The sequence below is a fragment of the Natronospirillum sp. genome (assembly GCF_022565775.1).
Lineage (GTDB): Bacteria > Pseudomonadota > Gammaproteobacteria > Pseudomonadales > Natronospirillaceae > Natronospirillum.
Window position 1 is genome coordinate 15,054 of the sequence record NZ_JAIUMC010000001.1, and the last position, 17,932, is coordinate 32,985.

11 protein-coding genes are annotated in these 17,932 nt (G+C 58.2%); 5 read left to right on the forward strand and 6 right to left on the reverse strand.

The annotated features are described in order from the left end of the window. Positions 1 to 25: 25 nt before the first annotated feature. On the reverse strand, positions 26 to 1,348 hold the full coding sequence (gene ugpB, locus LAT62_RS00085; protein WP_293377005.1) for a sn-glycerol-3-phosphate ABC transporter substrate-binding protein UgpB: 1,323 nt from the start codon (positions 1,346 to 1,348) through the stop codon (positions 26 to 28). 269 nt (positions 1,349 to 1,617) lie between these two features. Here ugpB and LAT62_RS00090 point away from each other — a divergent pair, with 269 nt between their 5' ends. Next, positions 1,618 to 2,376: an SOS response-associated peptidase family protein gene (locus tag LAT62_RS00090; RefSeq protein ID WP_293377007.1), complete on the forward strand. Its 759-nt coding sequence runs from the start codon at positions 1,618 to 1,620 to the stop codon at positions 2,374 to 2,376. On the opposite strand, the gene LAT62_RS00095 is transcribed toward LAT62_RS00090, so the two are convergent. Together LAT62_RS00095 and LAT62_RS00100 are read right to left on the reverse strand one after the other, a co-directional pair. Further along, positions 2,366 to 5,182, reverse strand: a complete 2,817-nt coding sequence (locus LAT62_RS00095) for a GGDEF domain-containing phosphodiesterase (RefSeq protein WP_293377010.1) — start codon at positions 5,180 to 5,182, stop codon at positions 2,366 to 2,368. The genes LAT62_RS00090 and LAT62_RS00095 overlap by 11 nt on opposite strands. 168 nt (positions 5,183 to 5,350) lie before the next feature. Continuing rightward, the gene (locus LAT62_RS00100) at positions 5,351 to 7,204 is read right to left on the reverse strand and encodes a hypothetical protein (protein ID WP_293377013.1); all 1,854 of its coding nucleotides are present in this window, start codon (positions 7,202 to 7,204) and stop codon (positions 5,351 to 5,353) included. Between the two features lie 444 nt (positions 7,205 to 7,648). Between LAT62_RS00100 and LAT62_RS00105 the strand changes: the two genes are divergently transcribed. Both LAT62_RS00105 and LAT62_RS00110 read left to right on the forward strand, forming a co-directional pair. Next, on the forward strand, positions 7,649 to 8,422 hold the full coding sequence (locus tag LAT62_RS00105) for a hypothetical protein (RefSeq protein ID WP_293377016.1): 774 nt from the start codon (positions 7,649 to 7,651) through the stop codon (positions 8,420 to 8,422). A gap of 20 nt (positions 8,423 to 8,442) precedes the next feature. Further along, the gene (locus LAT62_RS00110) at positions 8,443 to 9,606 is read left to right on the forward strand and encodes a MalY/PatB family protein (RefSeq protein WP_293377019.1); all 1,164 of its coding nucleotides are present in this window, start codon (positions 8,443 to 8,445) and stop codon (positions 9,604 to 9,606) included. A 575-nt stretch (positions 9,607 to 10,181) separates the two neighbouring features. Here the strand turns inward: LAT62_RS00110 and LAT62_RS00115 are convergent. The 3 genes from LAT62_RS00115 to LAT62_RS00125 are packed head-to-tail and all read right to left on the reverse strand — an operon-like array spanning position 10,182 to position 13,933. After that, complete coding sequence (locus tag LAT62_RS00115; RefSeq protein ID WP_293377022.1) at positions 10,182 to 11,636, reverse strand: sigma-54 dependent transcriptional regulator; 1,455 nt, start codon at positions 11,634 to 11,636, stop codon at positions 10,182 to 10,184. Next, a complete protein-coding gene (locus LAT62_RS00120; RefSeq protein WP_293377025.1) occupies positions 11,636 to 13,321 on the reverse strand; it encodes a transporter substrate-binding domain-containing protein in 1,686 nt (561 codons plus the stop codon). The genes LAT62_RS00115 and LAT62_RS00120 overlap by 1 nt, the downstream gene beginning before the upstream one ends. A gap of 9 nt (positions 13,322 to 13,330) precedes the next feature. Continuing rightward, complete coding sequence (locus LAT62_RS00125; protein ID WP_293377028.1) at positions 13,331 to 13,933, reverse strand: hypothetical protein; 603 nt, start codon at positions 13,931 to 13,933, stop codon at positions 13,331 to 13,333. Positions 13,934 to 14,137: 204 nt separating this feature from the next. On the opposite strand from LAT62_RS00125, the gene LAT62_RS00130 reads away from it, so the two are divergent. After that, the gene (locus LAT62_RS00130) at positions 14,138 to 16,552 is read left to right on the forward strand and encodes a bifunctional diguanylate cyclase/phosphodiesterase (protein ID WP_293377031.1); all 2,415 of its coding nucleotides are present in this window, start codon (positions 14,138 to 14,140) and stop codon (positions 16,550 to 16,552) included. A gap of 190 nt (positions 16,553 to 16,742) precedes the next feature. Next, on the forward strand, positions 16,743 to 17,927 hold the full coding sequence (locus LAT62_RS00135; RefSeq protein ID WP_293377034.1) for an amino acid aminotransferase: 1,185 nt from the start codon (positions 16,743 to 16,745) through the stop codon (positions 17,925 to 17,927). The last annotated feature ends 5 nt before the right edge of the window (positions 17,928 to 17,932 follow it).

A 17,932-nucleotide genomic window follows, 5' to 3' on the forward strand; every position in this document is an offset into this window, starting at 1 on the left:
CAGGGGCCCGTGGTCAGCGACTTGATCAGTTGGATGATTCGAAATCGCGCAGCAGGCTGTTGCCACGGCGCACCGCAGCATCCGCTGCTTCCTGACCGGTCTTGCTGCCGGACATGACCGATTCCATTTCTTCCGAGATGATGTCGCGAATCTGCACGAAGTTGCCGAAACGAATACCTTTGGAATTTTCGGTCGGCTCATTCAGCGTCATCTGCTCGATCGAGGTGTCTGCACCCGGGTTGTCGGCGTAGTAGCCCTGTTCTTCTGACAGGTCATAGGCCGCCTGAGTGATGGGCAGATACCCTGTCACCTGGTGCCAGTCAGCCTGGACTTCCGGCAAAGACAGGTATACGAAGAAAGCAGAGACTGCTTCGTAGTCTTCATCGGAATGACCACGCAGTACCCACAGAGTCGCACCACCAATGATGGTGTTCTGCGGAGCGCCGTTGATATCGTCATAGTAGGGCTGGAAGCCATAGCCTACATTGAAGTCGGTGTTGCGCAGCACACCAGCGCGGCTGGCTGATGAGCCAAAGAACATGGCGCACTCTTCCGAGTAGAACATGGGAGCCGCATCAGGGCCTGATCCCGGGCCACCCCAGTTGAACGCACCGGCATCCTGCCAGGCCTTCAGATTGTCCCAGTGACGTGCCACATGCTCATTGTTGAACACGAATTCGGTATCCAGTCCGTCGAAACCATTTTCCCGGGTGCCAAACGGCAGGTTGTGCCAGGCGCTGAAGTTTTCCAGCATCACCCAGCTCGGCCAGGAGGTGGTGAAGCCACAATCGGCAGCACCGGATTCAATGATCTGCAGTGAGGCTGACTCCATCTCGGCCCAGGTTTGTGGCGGCTGCTCCGGATTCAAACCAGCAGCTTCAAAGACATCCTTGTTGTAATACATGATGGGGGTAGAAGAGTTGAACGGGAATGACAGCATGTTGCCGTTGGGGTCGGTATAGTAGCCGACGACCGTGGGCAGATAGGCATCACGATCAAATTCTCTATCAAAATCAGCCATCAACTCGTAAATCGGGTAGATAGCGCCCTCAGCCGCCATCATGGTGCCGGTACCGACTTCGAACACCTGCACAATATGTGGCTGCTGGCCCGCACGGAAAGCCGTAATGGCGCCAGTCATGGTTTCGGTATAGGTGCCGCGGAAGCTGGGCTCCACGCGGTAGTCGTCCTGGCTGTTGTTGAAATCTTCTGCAACGCCCTCCAGCAACTCACCCAGTTCACCACCCATGGCGTGCCACCAGGACACCGTGGTTGTGGCGTGTACGGCACTGCTGGCGGTCATGGCAAATACCAGCCCGCTGATCAATGACTTGTGTGCGATATTCATTGTTGTCACTCCATGCTTTTTGGTTGGCTGGCGACCGGGTCGCCAGTCTTTCCGTATCAGCGCTTTCCAAGTGAAGAAATAATCTCCAAGATGGGGAAAAGGAAGCGCCTTGATTTATTGGTCCGGAGGGCCATGGCAGCGCTTTCGCGACACCCGTCCCATCCGGTAGACGAAGCATCCCAAGTTTGTGTTACAGGCTTCCTGAACATTGATTAACTTACTGTGACGCTTTGTTTACATATAGATGTCAAACAGGAAGCAGATCTGTCATGTGCGGTGCCTATTTTCTGCAACAGTCCCCCACTCTGCGGGCTCATTTTGGTATACAGTCGAAGGAAGACCTGGCGGAATTCGTGCTGCGCAGTGATGATGTGGATCCGTTGCGTTTGTTCGAAGGAGAAGATCAGGCACTGTTGCAATTGTTTCGACCGACGGATCAGGTGCCGTTTCTGGCCCGTGACCGCGCCGGAGAGTGGGTTGGCCTCACCGGCACCTGGTGGCTCGCCATGGACCGGGACGGTGACCAGTGGCGCCCCAATCAGCAACTGGCCACCTTCAACAGTCGCATCGACAAGGTGGTGAGCAGCGGGCGCACCATCCACAGCATGCCGCCGCGCTCATTTCGGGTATTGCTGCCCGCCAGCGGTTTTGTGGAGTGGCACAACAAACAGCCACACCTGTTTCGCCGCGCCGACGGCCGCGCGCTGATGCTGGGTGGCATGGCCAAGGCCTACGAGAAAACAAATCGTGAAGGAGAGGATGGAGGAAAGCAGTATCAGTACGCGGTGTCGATCGTCACGCTGCCCGGCCACCCCAAAACCCGGCATGTCCACGAGAAATCAGTTCCGCTGATGCTGGCCGATGACCAGATTGACGCCTGGCTTGACCGGCGCCGGCCACATCGGGATTTCGCCTACCTGCAGACGCCGCAGATTCCGTTCGAGCTGGAAATTCAGGCAGTGCAGGACCTCAAGGCCATGGCCCCGATAGCGTCGCCGGAAACCATTGCGGCCGACCCTAAGGCGTAAACCCCGGGTGGCCAGCAAGCAGGGCTCGCCATTCAGGCTCAGGGAGCGGCCGGCTGTAGTAGAAACCCTGCCCGACCGTGCAGCCCAGTGAACGGAGTGTCTCCGCCTGGTGCGCTGTCTCCACACCTTCGGCCACAATGCCCGCCCCCATAGCGGTAGCGACGGCCCTGACAGCACTGATAATCGCACGGCCATAGTCGCCCCCGTCGAGTTGCGAGACGAAACTCTTGTCGATCTTGATCTCGTCGAAGGGATAATCCTGCAGGTAGCTCAGAGATGAATAGCCTGTGCCGAAGTCGTCCAGTGACAGGTTGACGCCCAGGGCACTGATGGCCTGCAGATCCTTTTTCAGATCATCGCTGTGCTGCGCGAAGATACTTTCGGTAACCTCCAGCGTGATCTGCTCCGGTGCAATATTGAAATCCTGCAGCGCCTGCTGCACCTTGCCGGGCATTCCCCCCAACTGGAACTGCACCAGCGAGACATTGATTGATACCGGCCGGACCGGGAGGCCTGCCTCGTGCCAGGCACGCAGATCAAGACAGGCCTTGCGCAGCACCCATTCACCGATCGGGCCGATCAACTGGCTCTGCTCTGCCAACGGAATAAAAACACTGGGCGGTATAAAACCCCGCTCCGGATGCCGCCACCGCACCAACGCTTCAGCCGCTTGAATATGGCCGGTGTGCAGGTCGACCTTGGGCTGGTAGAACAGCATCAGTTCACTCTGTTCGAACGCCTGGCGCAGTTGGTGTATCAGCGTGACCTTGTCACGGGTCTTGCGTTCCAGCGCTCTGGTATACTGAGTCCAAACCACACTGGCACTCTGCTGGCTCTGGCGCAAGGCCAGTTCCGCATCATTGATCAGTGCATGGCTGTCTCTCTGAGAGCCTCCCAGGCGAACATAACCAAACGCCGCACTGACAAAGAGCTGGAAGCCGCCCACTTCGATAGGCGCATCAAACACGGTTTCCAATTGCTGCTTCCAGTGTCCGGGGGCCTGCAGTCTGCTGGCCGGGGCCAAAACCAGAAACTCCCCGGTGCCGGGCCGCCCCACCAGTCCCTGTTGTCCCGCGATCAGGGTCAATCGACTCGCCACTTCGCGCAGCACCTCGTCACCGGCATCATAGCCCTGGGCATTGTTGATTTCGCGCAGCCCCTTGATATCAATCGACACCAGCAGGCTGCCCGGATGCAATGTACCTGCGGCGCGCAATTCATCCAGCCTGATGGCGAAGCCTTCGCGTGACAGCAGTTCGGTGACTCGATCCTCATAGGCGGCCCGTTCAACAGCGGCCCGGGCATCTTTCAGCTCCGAAACATCATTGACCGCCGCCACCATTCTGAAATCGTGTCCCTCTCCAAACCAGCTCAGCCCGACCTCAGCATGAAATTCGGTGCCATCCCGGCGCAAGCCTTTCACCTCACGATTGTTTCCCATCCGTCGCATGGACGGGTCTTTCGAATAGCCTTGGCGGAGCTGCTGATGCATGGACCTGCCAGGCTCGGGAAGCAAATCTTCTATCGGCAGCCCGATCAGTGCTTCCGCCTCATAACCGAAAATCTTGTTCACCTGGGTGTTTGCCAGGGTGATAGTGCCCTTCTGATCAACTGCAATCATCCCGGTTGGCGCCGTCTGAATAATACGCTCCAGATCCTGTTCGGCCCGCTTCAGTTCTGTTATCTCCCGCGAAACACCAAACCACTCCAGCAGATTGCCGTCATCGTCCAGTATCGGCGCCACCTGCTCGACAAACCAGCGCGGGGACAAGCTATCCGCCGGGAGCGGGTATATGACCTCAAAGGGTTCAATGTCCTGCAAAGCCTGAGTCCATCGTTCCTTGAACACTTGCGCGGTTTCAGGCCCCATGGCGTCTCTGACCATCGCCAGATCCACGGCCTCGCCCGGCAGACTGACACCGGCGAATGCAAACCAGGAGGCGTCCACGCCCTTGAGCTCTCCAGCCGCATTCATTTGCCACACATGGCTGGCTCCGGAGTCTATCAGGCTCTTGTACCGACGACTCTGGAGATCCAGTGACTCGAGAGCGGCTGCCTCTGCGGTCACATCGGTCTGGATGCCAATAACATGCGAGACGCGGCCATCTCTGGTGTAGATGGGTTTCAATCTGAGTCTGTTCTTGAACAGATCGCCATTGCGCCGGAAATTGGTCAGCACAACCGTGCATTCAACGCCTCGGGCCAGCGCATTGCGGAGGGTCTGCACACCGGGCTGATCGTGCAGATTGCCCTGCAGAAAGCGACAGTTCCTGCCCAGAGTCTCGGCACGCGAATAGCCGGTCATGCGGGTGAAAGCTTCATTGACATAAATCAGCGGACTGTCTTCGAGATTGGGATCGGCAATCGTCACACCGGACTCGACCTCTGCCAGCGCATCAGCCAGAAAGGGTGCCTCTCCCAGCAGTCGCATCTCGGTCGCCGTTTCAGTGGCCAACGCGCTGACCAGCGCCACTGTCCGGTCAAATTCGCTGGAATCCCGGGTGACAAAGGCGACCACGGAGGCAGGGCTGTCGCGAAAGATGGTCAGCGGCTCGATGCCGATCAGGGCCGCCGACCCCATGTCGTCTACCGCCGAGGGCGTTTCGGACCTGGGGATGCCATCCGCCAGCGACGCCCAGACACTGGGGTGGTTGACCAGTCGGTGACCGAGGTCAGCGTCTCCGGCGCAGTATAGGGGGGCGCTCTGCCCCTCCACGATCACGACCGCAGTCACCACATCAAACACCTGCGCAATGGCCTCGGTCAGATCACGGAGCAGCGCTGCGGTTTTTATTCCTGATGTCATCTATGCCCTGATCCGAACTGCTGAGTGGTGGCTCGACAGACAACTGAACGTTTCAGGAGGTCTGCCAACCTGAAGGATAACACCAAAACGGCCTGACCCTATGATTCCAAGAGTGAGTTGACCCCGGGCATGATGAGGCCAGGCCCAGGTCAACTCAATGGTTGCCGATCAATCGGTTTCGGCTTCCCAGTAATAGCGCAGACTCGCGCGGCCCAGAGACGGGCGGGCCACGGCATACCGATTGGCCAGCTCCGCACTGCATTTGTACTCGGCCGTCCCTTTCATGGTAATGGTCAGCACATCATCCGAAGCCAGAGAAAACCCGGGTTGCAGATCTGCTGACAACCGAAGCGGACCGCGATCAGACGGGGTGGTCTGGTTGCTCCAGGTGGTTATAGTGGCGTCCCCCTGCTTCACCTCGATTTCCAGGTCATAGTCGGCCCAGTAGCTGAAAGAGCCAGACTCCCGCAAGCCACTGGAGACATTCACCACCACCTGACGCACGGCGGCACCGTCAAAGTTGCCCAGCGCCTCTTCGGAGAAGTCGGCAACAGTCAGCGTCATGGAAGCCTCTACAACCACCTCATCCGTCTCATCACAGAAGCCGCGCGCTGCATCTGACTGCTCACCGACCCGGAAGAACAGGTCGCCGCGCTGATAGCCGGCCAGCGTGGCGCTGTTGGGTTCCGGCGGCAGCACATCAGCAAACCCGGTGTCGGTCATGACGGTATCAGACCCATTGAGGCGCGGTGGGTCGGTGAACATCAGGCCTACGTTGAAAGGCTTGAACTGCTCTCGGGTGATCAAGTCGATATTGAAGATTTCGTCCAGCGACACGTTTTCAGTATCGCCGCCTCCATTGGTCTCATTGGTAGGCGCCAAACCTCGCGCAGCGCAATCCTCCAGGTTATCAAGGAACTCAAACTGGTCATCACTCACTGTCATGCAGACCTCGAATTCGACATGATCCGCTTCAAAGTCTTCCGCTCTATACGCATCATCATCCACAAAACACTGGCCCATGGCGCCGTTGATATTGCCGTTGAAGTACATGTACTGGCCATCCGTGATGGCACGCATACCGCAACCACCGCGACCCATGCCGCCGTTGCCCACCACGGACAACTGAATCAACCCGGAGCTGGAATCGGAATACACCCGATACAGCCCGGTCGAGCCTGTATAGACTTCATTGGGCCGCTCCATGCCATCGCCATCAGTCTGAAGCTCTACATCCTTTTCTGAGCCATCCGTGTTGAAACTTTCCGGTGCTGTGCCCACAGTAAACCAGGCGTCGATATCACCCTCCACAGTGACGGTCAGGAAATAGGTGTTGAGCCCTTCGTTGTTGCCCTCGACAACGGTAATGGTGCTGTCATCGTCGATGCCCATGGCGACCCATTTTGTCGGCACACCGTCCTCGCCTTCCAGTTCGAGCAAACAGTTGACTGCGATGCTGTCCGGGATGCCGACGTCGGAGATATCATCCCCATTGGGGAATTCCAGCGTGGGTGAAACAGTCGCCTCGACAAAGTCATCCGAGTCCGGATCGGCACAGCCATAATAGCGTTCCGGGTTCAAATAGGGCTCAATGGCCTCGTCAATTCTCTGCAGCGACTGGCGAATTTCCGTCACGCCACCACCGGTGAAAAACGTTTCCTTCAACTGGTAGCTCATGTCACAGGCGTTGAATTTGGCTGTGCCTGCACCATGTTCACCTTCACAATATTCAAACGCATTGAAATTTCTGGGAGAAAATCCGTCTGAGCGTCCCAGTATCAGGCTGTTTCCGGAAACCGGGTCACCACTGCGCAGCGCATTGGGCGTTTGCGAATCGACCGCTGCAGACGTGTTGATGGAGGTCAGCAGACGCGGATTGGTGTCTCCACTTCCGACTTCCTCGCTGGAACTGCTGCTCCCGCTTTCACAGCCGGTGATCAACAATATGCCGGCCGCAGCCAAGGGAATAAGCAGGGGTCGAAATGCAGAGCCTGGTGAAGACATCAATGGCAGGGTCTTCATAGGATAACTCCTCATGACAAGTAATGATTATCAAATGGCATCGGGCCAGCCTGTCGCAATCTGATTCGCGATTGCGCGTTATCGTGATTCTTGTCTGTCAGGACGCACAGGGAGGGCGAAATGCGTCCATGACGGGCCTGGGCAGGTTGGCATCGATCCCTTGATACTTATAGTTGGGCATCAGAAGCCCGTCAAATTCGCGTCAAGCTGTTTTGACAAAGGCATTGGCTTGACCAAAAATCCCATGTCTTGGGACTCCCCGGAGTGCCATCCCTTGGGTTATGATCAGCGCCTAACTGAGTACGACAACAGCAAACTGCCAGTGCAAGGAGCAAACATCATGGCCATTCTGATTGCATCACTCCTGGGGATAAGCCTGCTTCTGACCGCCTTTATGGTCAGTTGGTGGATGGCCCGTCGGGATGATGATCCGCGCAGTCGACAATGAAGAAGATTCCCAATTTTGCCCTGGCTCTGCTCTGCAGCTTTCTGATCTCTGCCTGCGATTTCGAGGTGGAGCAGCCAGACCCTGTCCGTTTGAACGGAGCCGACGAGTTTCCGGCGGAGCCAGAACAGTTGCAGAACGAATACGACTTTGTCTGGCAGGTGCAGTCGCGCACCGAACAGGGCAACCCATTGCCCAATGACCCGCTTGGCGAACTGTATCGGGGTCGGATGGAGCGCCAGTACGAGGCGACCACGACCACTTCGGAACTGCTCAGCACCCAGTACAGGGTAACCGACCGGCATCGCGTGACCGACGGACAGGACTTCACCCGCAGCTTTCACTATGGCTTTGGCGACACTGAACAGGATTTGCTTTGGTACAGCGAAGGCGGCCAGCGGATTGCTGGCGACGCCGGAGCGCGGCTGTTGCGCCAGCAGATTGCAGTGGGTGACCGTTTTGAAATCCAGTTCGACTACCCGGGTATCGTCACTACCTGGCCAACCTACGCCGAAGTCGAGGTGCTGCACACCGAAATGCTGGAGACTCGCCTGATCGACATCGAAACCTATGTGGTGCGCATCCGCGGCAACAATGAAGACAATCAGCGCTACGACACTGACACCGATTCATATCGGTTCCAGAAAACACTTTGGGTGTCCCCCAAGGCCGGCATTGTCCGGGAGCGCTGGGTCGTACGCGAACAACTGGAACACGCCAGCCACTCGGTCTATACCGTGCGCGAGTATGACCTGCGCAGCCGGCCGAGGTAGCAGACACCACAAGGACCATCATGACCGACTCAGCACCCCCTGCCTTCGATTTCAGCGCTCTGGTCGACCGTCGTGGTATGGCCAGCAAGAAATGGGCGGCGGCCGAACAGGCCGACCTGATCCCCATGTGGGTGGCCGATATGGATCTGCCTGCACCGCCGGCGGTGCAGGCTGCACTGCGCACCATGGCTGAACATGGCATGCTGGGCTATGGCGAGGTGACGGAGGATCTGGTGCTGGCCTTTCTGCGCTGGTGCGACCGCCACTATGGCTGGACTCCGGAGAGAGACTGGCTGGTCTGGATTCCCGGTGTGGTGCCAGGCATGAACGTGGCAATAGAAGCCTGGCTTGGGCACCACGAAGGCTTGGCCACGCATACGCCCGTGTACCCACCCATCTGTCAGATGGGGACTATTCGCGGGCGGCCGATGCAGTGGCTGGACACGCTAGGCGAGCAGATCGACTATGCCGGACCAGCAGACACGCTGGCCCAGGCGCTAAACCCGGATACCCGGGCGCTGATTCTGTGCAATCCGCAGAATCCAACCGGCCATGTGTATACCCGGGAAGAACTGGAGGCCATTCATCAGGTCGCTGCCGAACGCGATCTGCTGGTGATAAGCGATGAGATCTGGTCGGACCTGCGGCTGGATGATCAGCACCGCCACATCCCCTATGTGAGCCTGAATCAGGACGCCGCCCAGCGTTCGGTGACGCTGCTGGCACCGAGCAAGACATTCAATATAGCCGGGTTGTGTTGCGCCGTAGCCGTGATACCTAACCCACAACTGCGTCAGCAGTTCCGCCAACAGGCCAGAGGCCTGCTGCCGGACATCAGCTATGCCGGGCTGATTGCTGCGCAAGCCGCCTGGGCAGAAGGCGATGCCTGGCTGGCCGCCTTGCGCGCACACCTGAACCGCAACTTTGATCGTCTGGAGGTGTGGTTGCAGGAGTTTCCGCAGCTTGGCTACCAGCGACCACAATCGACGTTTCTGGCCTGGCTGGACATGCGCGCCTGGCCGCAGGCAGAAACCCTGGCAGAACGATTCGCGACGGCAGGGGTCATGGTGTCTGATGGGGCACCCTTTGCGGCCCCAGGTTTTGTAAGGCTCAACCTGGGCTGCCCCGAGGCTCAGCTTGAGCAGGCGCTGCAAAGAATGGGGACGGTTCTGGAGAAGGATTGATGCTGAAATCGGGCCGGCAGTCGTTTTGACAGACAAAAAAAGGGGCCCTGCAACGCAGGGCCCAAACCGCATGGACAGTTCTGAAATGGCAGCCCGCGGTGCTACAGGCTGCCAACGGCCCATGAGCGCATTGAATGCGCCAGGGCTCTAACGCTAGGGAGAGAAATAGAAACAGGTCAGTACTGTGGTCATGGCATCTCCAGTTGATCAGCAAGGCTTCTGCGAGCCTTTTTATGGGGTTGAGGCGTCTCTCTGTGTTTTATGCTTTTATTCGCTGTTACTTGCTGTAGATTTAGCAAGGCCGGTGCCAACTCTGTAAAAATAGCGCAAGTCATTGTTTTTATTGGCTTAATAAGAGAAGAAGACGCATGGGTGGAAAGGCGCCAACTATAACCAATGGAATAGCGGCGGCTGGAATGTGTGGACCGGATTACTGCCCTGGCTTCACAAGGCCAGAAGGCAGAAGAAAAAAATCTTTTATAAACAAAGAGTTGTAGATATCCACACGGTCAAGCAAGCGCTTGTCTGACAACTATAACTTATGGACTACCGTTATAACTTTTTGCATACAGGGATCAGCTCTGTTCAGGATTGCGCATCCGCTTCAGGCGCTTGCTGAGTGCAGGCTGGGAGATTCCCAAAAACTGTGCCGCAATCGACTGGTTGTAGTCAGCACGGAACAGGGCTTCTTCGATCAGAATCTCGTCCATTTCAGCCAGGCTGGGCAACCGACGATCCAGCGGAAACTGCACCAGTGACTGGTCACTGGCCGCGGGCTCATCAGCACCGGCATCACTGATCAGACTCAGATGTTCAGGCGCCAGCTCACCATTGTCTGACCGACTGAGTGCATCAAAGGCAATGGCGCGCAATTCCCGTACATTGCCGGGGAAGTGATAGCTCTGAAGCTGCGCCCAGGTTTCGGAAGTCAACTCCGGCACTTCCCGACCCACGTCTGCTGCGGCCTGTTCGAGAAAATGGCTGAAAAGCAGGCGGATGTCTTCGCGACGCGCGCGCAAGGGCGGTATCTGGACCTGATGAGTACACAGGCGATAGTAGAGGTCGCGCCTGAAACGACCCTCCTTCTGCAGGGCATCCAGGTTCTGATGGGTTGCCACAAAGATGCGAGCCTGCGAGCGCTCCGGGCGGTCGGCGCCCATGGGGTAGTACTCGCCTTCCTGCAGCAAGCGCAGCAGCTTGACCTGCGAGCCCGGGCTCAGGTCACCAATTTCGTCCAGAAACAGCGTGCCACCAGCGGCCGTCTCCACCAGACCACGGCGCTCGCTGTCGGCACCGGTGAAGGCCCCCTTGCGATGGCCAAACAGGGTGTCATTGAAAATATGGTCATCCAGCCCTGCCACGTTGACGGTGACCAACTTGCCAGGTCGACCACTCAAGTCATGCACGGCCTGGGCGATCAGTTCCTTGCCCGTGCCGCTCTCGCCACAGATCATCAACGGCTGGGTGCTCCCTGCGACGGACTCCAGATATTGAAACACCGAGGCCATCTTGCGGCTCTGGGTCAGTATGCGGGCAAAGGACTCGGGCGAATCCAGTCGCCGGCTCAGTACCCGTTGGCGCAGGGCCTGGTTTTCCGACTTGATCTCCTGAACCTCGATGGCCCGCTTGATGCCTTCCAGCAGCCTGTCTGTTTCCGTGGTCTTGACGAAAAAATCGAAAGCACCCTGACGCAGGCAGTCGACAGCGGTTTCCACCTGGTTGAGGCCACTGATAATCACCGTCACCACGTCCGGATAGGCCTCATTGATGTCATGCAGTAGCTGACCGCCCGACTTTCTGGGCATATTGAGGTCCAGCAGCACGATGCGGATCGGGTGCTCGGCCAGCATGTCCATCACACGCAGGCTGTCCGAACAGAAATAGAGATGATTGATGCCCGCCTTGCGCTCCAGCAACAGGGCCAGACTGCGCTGGTAGGACACTTCGTCGTCCACCAGCAGAATACCGAAGTGCGGGTAGAGCCCCGCACCACTGGTAACCGCCGAGCTGGCTGTAGCGCTGTTCTGCATCAGGCCTCCGGTGTTGCAACAGGAAAGGATACGTCTACGCGTGTGCCCTTTCCGGGCTTTGAATGAAACTGGATGGCGCCACTATAGGCTTTGATAATACCCGCGGAGACCGACAACCCAAGTCCGGTACCCCCCTGTTCACGCTTGGTGGTGAAGAAAGGATCAGTCAACTGCGGCAACACGTCATCAGGGATTCCACACCCGTCATCCAGTACGGACAGGATTATTTTCCGGTTTGAGCTGTCGACACGGGTTTCCACGCGTACGCTGTGGTCCGGATCCGGCAGCGCCTGACAGGCATTCAGAATCAGGTTGATCACCACCTGCTCTATGCGCTGTGCATTGCCCATCATCATGGGCAGAGTGGGGTGCAGGTGCAGACGATAGTTGTGGGTGTAACTCCGTATAGTGACATCCAGCAACCGGGTGGCCGTTCTCACCACCTCGTTGAGCCGGATGGCCTCCAGGGTGTCGCTGTCTTCCTGCCGGGCAAAGTCACGCAGGTCGTTGACGATGCGCTTGATCCGCTGGGCGCCCTCGTTCATCTCATCCAGCACATAGGGAATCTCGGCGCGCATGCGCTGATAGTCGAGTCCGGCAATCTGGAAGGTGCCACGCTGCTGATAATAATGATCCATGTGCGACAGGGTATCCTGCCAGGCATCCTTCAGCATGGGCAGGTTGAGCAGAATCAGGCCACTGGGGTTGTTGATCTCATGTGCCACACCCGATACCAGGGTGCCGAGAGAACTCATCTTGTCAGCCTGGATCAACTGCTGTTGCTGCTCTCTGACTTCCCGCGTGCGTCGCTCCACTTCGCGCTGCAGCGTGCGAATCCAGATGGCGCCCACGCCCAGAGCTACCAGGGTGATCAGCACGGCTGCAGCAATGATCAAACCCACATAACGCAGCGCATCACTGGGCGAGCCTTCCAGCGGGCCCATCCAGCGGTCATAGATTTCCTGTTGTTTGCCTGTATTGCGCAGAATGGCCAAGCCTTCGGAAAACAGTGTCAACAGCTCTTCATTACCTTTCATTACCGCATAACCATAGGGTTGCGGCTGGATAGGTCGCCACACGGCCCGGATGTTGGACAGGCCATGTTCCTGACTGAAATACAGGCTGGGCAAAGTGGCCCCCAGGGCAAAATCACTCTGCCCCGAAGCAACCTGGCGCAAGGCCCCGGAATGGGCCGGCATGGTGACGATCTCGATATCCAGGTCCTGCTGACGCAGATAGTCGTGGATCAGCCCCTCGTATTGCACTGCCACACTCCGCCCTTCAATATCCTCAAGGCTGTCCGCCTGCGGGCCGCCTTCGCGGCCAAAGAAGGAATAGTTGATAATGGTCGACGGCGCGCTGAAAGAGTAGGTCAGCTCTCGTTCGGGGGTTCCGACCATGCCCTGCAGCACATCCACCTCGCCTTCTTCAAGAGCCCGGCGCATGGTGGACCAACTGTCGAGAACGATTTCCACCTCGACACCCATGACTTCCGCGATGGCGCGCGTCATGTCGACATTGTAGCCGGCGATATTGCCTTCGGAATCAATGAACTCGTAAGGGGGAAAGCTGTCGTCGCCCCCCACACGGATGACCGTGGAATGCTCTGACCCCAGCGCCGGCTGCACAGACAGCGCCAACAACAGGGCCAACAGGATATAGGCGCTGCGCACTGACTCCCCCATTGCCAGCACTCAGTACCAGCGGAAGGTGAAGGCAAGATCAATGCGCTCGTGCGAGCCCTCGAGCGTCAGGCCCCAGTCCACCTGTTCGTGCAGACCGGTAAACAGGCTCACATGACCCAGGACCGGAAACCGGTCGACATCTTCTTCATAACCACTGGCAATCACACCCAGCTGCCAGGGTGAACCCGACAGCTCGCCGGTCAGGCCAGCCTCGGCGCGCGGATAGCCGCGTGTCACATCCGTTTCAGCAAATCGGGCATGTAGAATCTCGACCTGACCCTGCACATAGACGCCGGCGCCCGAAGACGGTCGGGTGCTGTAACCCAGTCCGCCCCGCAGGCGCCACAGAGACACATCGCCGATTCCGTCCTCGTCGTGCATATCCTTGCGCGACAGGCGCAGGGCCAGCGGCACGTCCAGTGTGGAGAAGAACTGGCGGCGCAACAGAATCGCCCCTTCTGCAAACCGGCCTTCTACATCTTCCAGATTACCGCTGTCACCGCCCAGCGAGGTCAGCCCCAGATTGACCCGAAACTCTTCACTCGGATCAGCCAGAGCTGAACTGCCCAGAATGAAAGCCAGAAGGACTGCAATTACAAAAGACTGGCGCATGGTTGCTCTCTGTGGCGTCCAATGTCAGCTCGCAGTATAGCCGCCACCGGTGAACAACCACAAACGACAAGCGGGTAAAGCAGGGCTTTCGGCCGACGGCAGGGGCTGTCAATCAGACCTGCCGAAACCTCATCTGCAGCGAAACTCTCGCCGCCCCGCGTTTTTTGCTAAGCTGTAGGGTTCAAGCATTAGATAATAACTATTTTGTCCGACGACCAGCACCCCGAGTTCACAGAGGCACGCCAACTGTCCCGGCTTCAGCACAGCTTGCAGCGGCTGGATCTGGGTGCCCTGGTATTGGACCAGTCGCGCAAGATCAGATACATCTCGCCGGCAGCCGAATCGTTGCGTCAGGCCGTTAGCGCGCCAGACTGGTCTGCCCTGTTGCCCGCCGAACTGGAGTCACGTTTTGATGACTGGCTGATCAGCCAGATACCCTGGCTCATTGAGCAGCAATTCGACAAGCACTATCTGCGCTGGGAAGCCCACAGCGACCAGACACACCAGTTTGTCATCATGTACTGCACCCTATTGCCCGAGCGGGAAAACTACCGCCGGATACTGGAATACTCGGTCGACGGGATTTACCAGACCAGCCGCTCTGGCGAAATTGTGTATGCCAATCGCTCGCTGGCGCGGCTATTCGGCTATGCAACGCCAGAAGAAATGCAAGTCAAGGTGGGTGAAGTCTCCCAGGGCATTTATCGCCATCAGACTGATCGCGAAGCGTTCCTGCGACAATTGCAGGAACATGGCGAAGTCATTGGCTTCGAGTGTGAAATGTTCGGCAAGGACGGCCGCACCGTCTGGGTGCGGCAGAATGCGCGTGCCATTCTGGATGACGAGGGTGAACTGGCCCACATCATCGGCACAGTGGCCGATGTCAGTGCCCTGCGGCAGGCCGAACTGGCGCGCGAGCGCGCAGAGAGTGACTATGAGCGTTTGTTCAATTCGGCACAGGCCGGGTTGTATCAGTCGCTGCCCGACGGTCGGCTGCTGCGAGCCAATCAAATGCTGGCCCAGATTATCGGCTATGCCAGCCCGGAAGAGCTGCTGGCCTCAGTGAAGAACCTCGGGGAAGACGTTTACGATGACAGCAGAACGCGCGACAGGGTAATCGCGCGCCTGCGTCACAACGGACATTTGAGCAATGAACGTGTGCGCCTGCGACGCCGGGACGGCCGTCGAATATGGGTTCTGCTCAGTGCCCAGTTCCGGCATCACGACAACCAAAAGGAAGATGTTTTTGAGGGCTCGATGCATGACATCACCGAGCAGGTGGAAGCCGAAGAGAACTTCCGCTATCTGGCAGAACACGACCCGCTGACCGGCTTGCTGAACCGGAGCCGATTTCAGAGCCGGTTGCAGGAGATCAGCCAGTTCATCGACGACACAGGAGCGCAGGCCGGCTGGGGGGTCATTTTCCTTGATCTGGACCATTTCAAGGACATCAACGACACACTCGGGCACCTGGTGGGCGATGTCCTGCTGGAGGAAATTGCCCGTCGCCTGCGCGCACCCCTGTCTCTTGAGGTAGAGCCGTTCAGGCTGGGTGGCGACGAATTTGCGATTATCGTCCCTCATTCGGTAGACGTCACCGCACTGGATACCATCTGTACCGAGATCATCGACCGGGTCAGTCAACCCTACCGCCATCAGGAACATGCCCTGAAAGTCACTGCCAGTCTGGGCGTCGTGCTCAGTGAGCAACTGCAGGAGACCGATGGGGAAGACATCTCCGAGGCGGCCATGCGTGCCGCTGATCTTGCCCTGTACAGCTGCAAACGCTCTGGCCGGGCAGGCTATCGGGTGTTCGAGGTTGCGATGCAGTTGCAGGTGCAGCAGGAGCGGGACCTGGAGACTCGACTGGAAGCGGCGCTCAAGAACAACGAACTGGAACTGCATTATCAGCCCAGTCACGACGCAGACTCCAACCGCATAGTCGGCGTCGAAGCGCTGCTGCGCTGGCCCACCGAATGGGGCATGATCAGCCCCAGCCAGTTCATTCCTCTGGCCGAGCGCTCTGGGCTGATTGCTGATATTGACCAATGGGTATTCCAGCAGGTCTGTCTGCATTGTGAGCGCCTGACGGCGCTGCATCCGCAACTGCGGGTCAACTTCAATCTCTCGGCACACCATTTCAACTACGACACGCTCGATCAGCTTATGCAGCCACTGGATGATGCACTGGACCGTTGGGGCAGCAACCTGGGTATTGAGCTGACTGAGCGGGTCATGTTCGAGCACACGGATCAGGTCATTGCCGCCTTGCAGTCCCTGCGCGCCCGGGGTATCAGCATCTCTCTGGATGACTTTGGTACCGGCTATTCGTCATTGAGCTACCTCACCAGACTGCCCGTTGACCGCCTGAAAATCGACCAGAGTTTTATCCGTGATATGGATCGCAACTCCACGGCGCTGACCGTGGTTCAGGCCACCGTTCAGATCGGCAAGACGTTGAACATGCGAGTCACCGCCGAAGGCGTGGAAACCGCCGAACAACTTGCTTTTGTGCGTGAACTGGGGGTCGACGAGGTGCAGGGGTTCTATCTGGCGCGCCCCATGCCGCTGGACGATTTGCTACAGATGCTGGCTCTCGACCAGACAGAAGACGCCTGATCCGCGAGTTGCGGAGTACATCCGGCTTGACACTTTACGCTGCGACAGGATAAATCAGCACCAGATTTCCGTGCGCGACCGCTTCCCTCGGGCAGCAGGCCCTGTCATCTTTGGCCCGCTGATTCAATTTCCGGAAGCGGACTTATAAAACGCGCAACCAATGACTGCATCTGCTGTAGGGAGCCGCACCATGTTCAATCGCCTTGAAGCACCCGGACAGGACCCCATCCTGTCGCTGGCTCTGGCCTTTCGTGACGATCCACGCCCGGACAAGATCGATCTGGGTATTGGCGTGTATCGCAACAGCGAAGGGGTCACGCCCATCATGACGGCAGTGCGCAAGGCCGCAGTGGAGCTCGCACAGACCCAGCCCAGCAAGAGTTATGTCGGCCTCGCCGGTGATGAGCAGTTCAACCAATCGATTACCGACCTGTTGCTGCAGGGCACGGCCGGGCATGCCCGTTCAGCGGCTATACAGACGCCGGGCGCCAGCGGCGCCCTGCGCATGCTGGCGGACCTGATTGCCACGGCACGCCCCGAGGCCACCGTCTGGATCAGCCGTCCCAGCTATGTGAACCATCAGCCGGTGATGGAGGGTGCCGGGCTGACCGTGCGCGAGTATCCCTATTTCGATGTCAGTACCAAGCAGGTGGACGAATCCGCCATGCTGGAGCAAATCAGCCAGCTCGGCCCGGATGATGTATTGCTGCTGCACGGCTGCTGTCACAACCCAACGGGCGCCGATATTTCGATGGAGTCCTGGCAGCGTATTACCGAGATGGCAGTAAAGCAGGGCTTTCTGCCCTTCGTCGACATCGCGTATCAGGGTTTCGGGGATGGTCTGCACGAAGACGGCTCAGGTCTGCGCCTGCTGGCCGATGCGGTACCGGAGATGGTCATTGCCACCTCCTGCTCGAAGAACTTCGGCCTGTATCGGGAGCGCACCGGCGCGGCGATTGTCATCGGCGAAGACCTGGCGCAGGCGCAGAAGGCCAAGGCCCATATTCAGCGCCTGGCTCGGGGCACCTACACCATGCCCCCCGATCATGGTGCCGCCATTGTGGCGAAGATTCTCAACGAGCCAGCCTTGCGCGCGGAATGGGAACAGGAACTGAACGGCATGAATGGGCGCATCAATCATTTGCGCGCGGAACTGGTAAGCCAGTTCCGCGCAGCCACGGACAGCGACCGGTTTGACTACTTTGGCCAGCATCGCGGCATGTTCTCGGTGACCGGCCTGAGCGCGGAACAACTGCAACAACTCAAGGACGATTTCGGCATCTATGTGGTTGCCGGCGGCCGGGTCAATGTGGCCGGTCTGTCCGAGCAGGCCATTCCACGCGTGGTGGAAGGGTTTCTGGCCGTTGGCGCCTGAGCCAG

Coding starts and splice junctions, on each gene's coding strand:
- ugpB (WP_293377005.1), bottom strand. CDS start 1,348: ATGAATATCGCACACAAGTCATTGATCAGCGGGCTGGTATTTGCCATG.
- LAT62_RS00095 (WP_293377010.1), bottom strand. CDS start 5,182: ATGACATCAGGAATAAAAACCGCAGCGCTGCTCCGTGATCTGACCGAG.
- LAT62_RS00105 (WP_293377016.1), top strand. CDS start 7,649: ATGAAGAAGATTCCCAATTTTGCCCTGGCTCTGCTCTGCAGCTTTCTG.
- LAT62_RS00110 (WP_293377019.1), top strand. CDS start 8,443: ATGACCGACTCAGCACCCCCTGCCTTCGATTTCAGCGCTCTGGTCGAC.
- LAT62_RS00135 (WP_293377034.1), top strand. CDS start 16,743: ATGTTCAATCGCCTTGAAGCACCCGGACAGGACCCCATCCTGTCGCTG.
- LAT62_RS00115 (WP_293377022.1), bottom strand. CDS start 11,636: ATGCAGAACAGCGCTACAGCCAGCTCGGCGGTTACCAGTGGTGCGGGG.
- LAT62_RS00100 (WP_293377013.1), bottom strand. CDS start 7,204: ATGAAGACCCTGCCATTGATGTCTTCACCAGGCTCTGCATTTCGACCC.
- LAT62_RS00120 (WP_293377025.1), bottom strand. CDS start 13,321: ATGGGGGAGTCAGTGCGCAGCGCCTATATCCTGTTGGCCCTGTTGTTG.
- LAT62_RS00090 (WP_293377007.1), top strand. CDS start 1,618: ATGTGCGGTGCCTATTTTCTGCAACAGTCCCCCACTCTGCGGGCTCAT.
- LAT62_RS00125 (WP_293377028.1), bottom strand. CDS start 13,933: ATGCGCCAGTCTTTTGTAATTGCAGTCCTTCTGGCTTTCATTCTGGGC.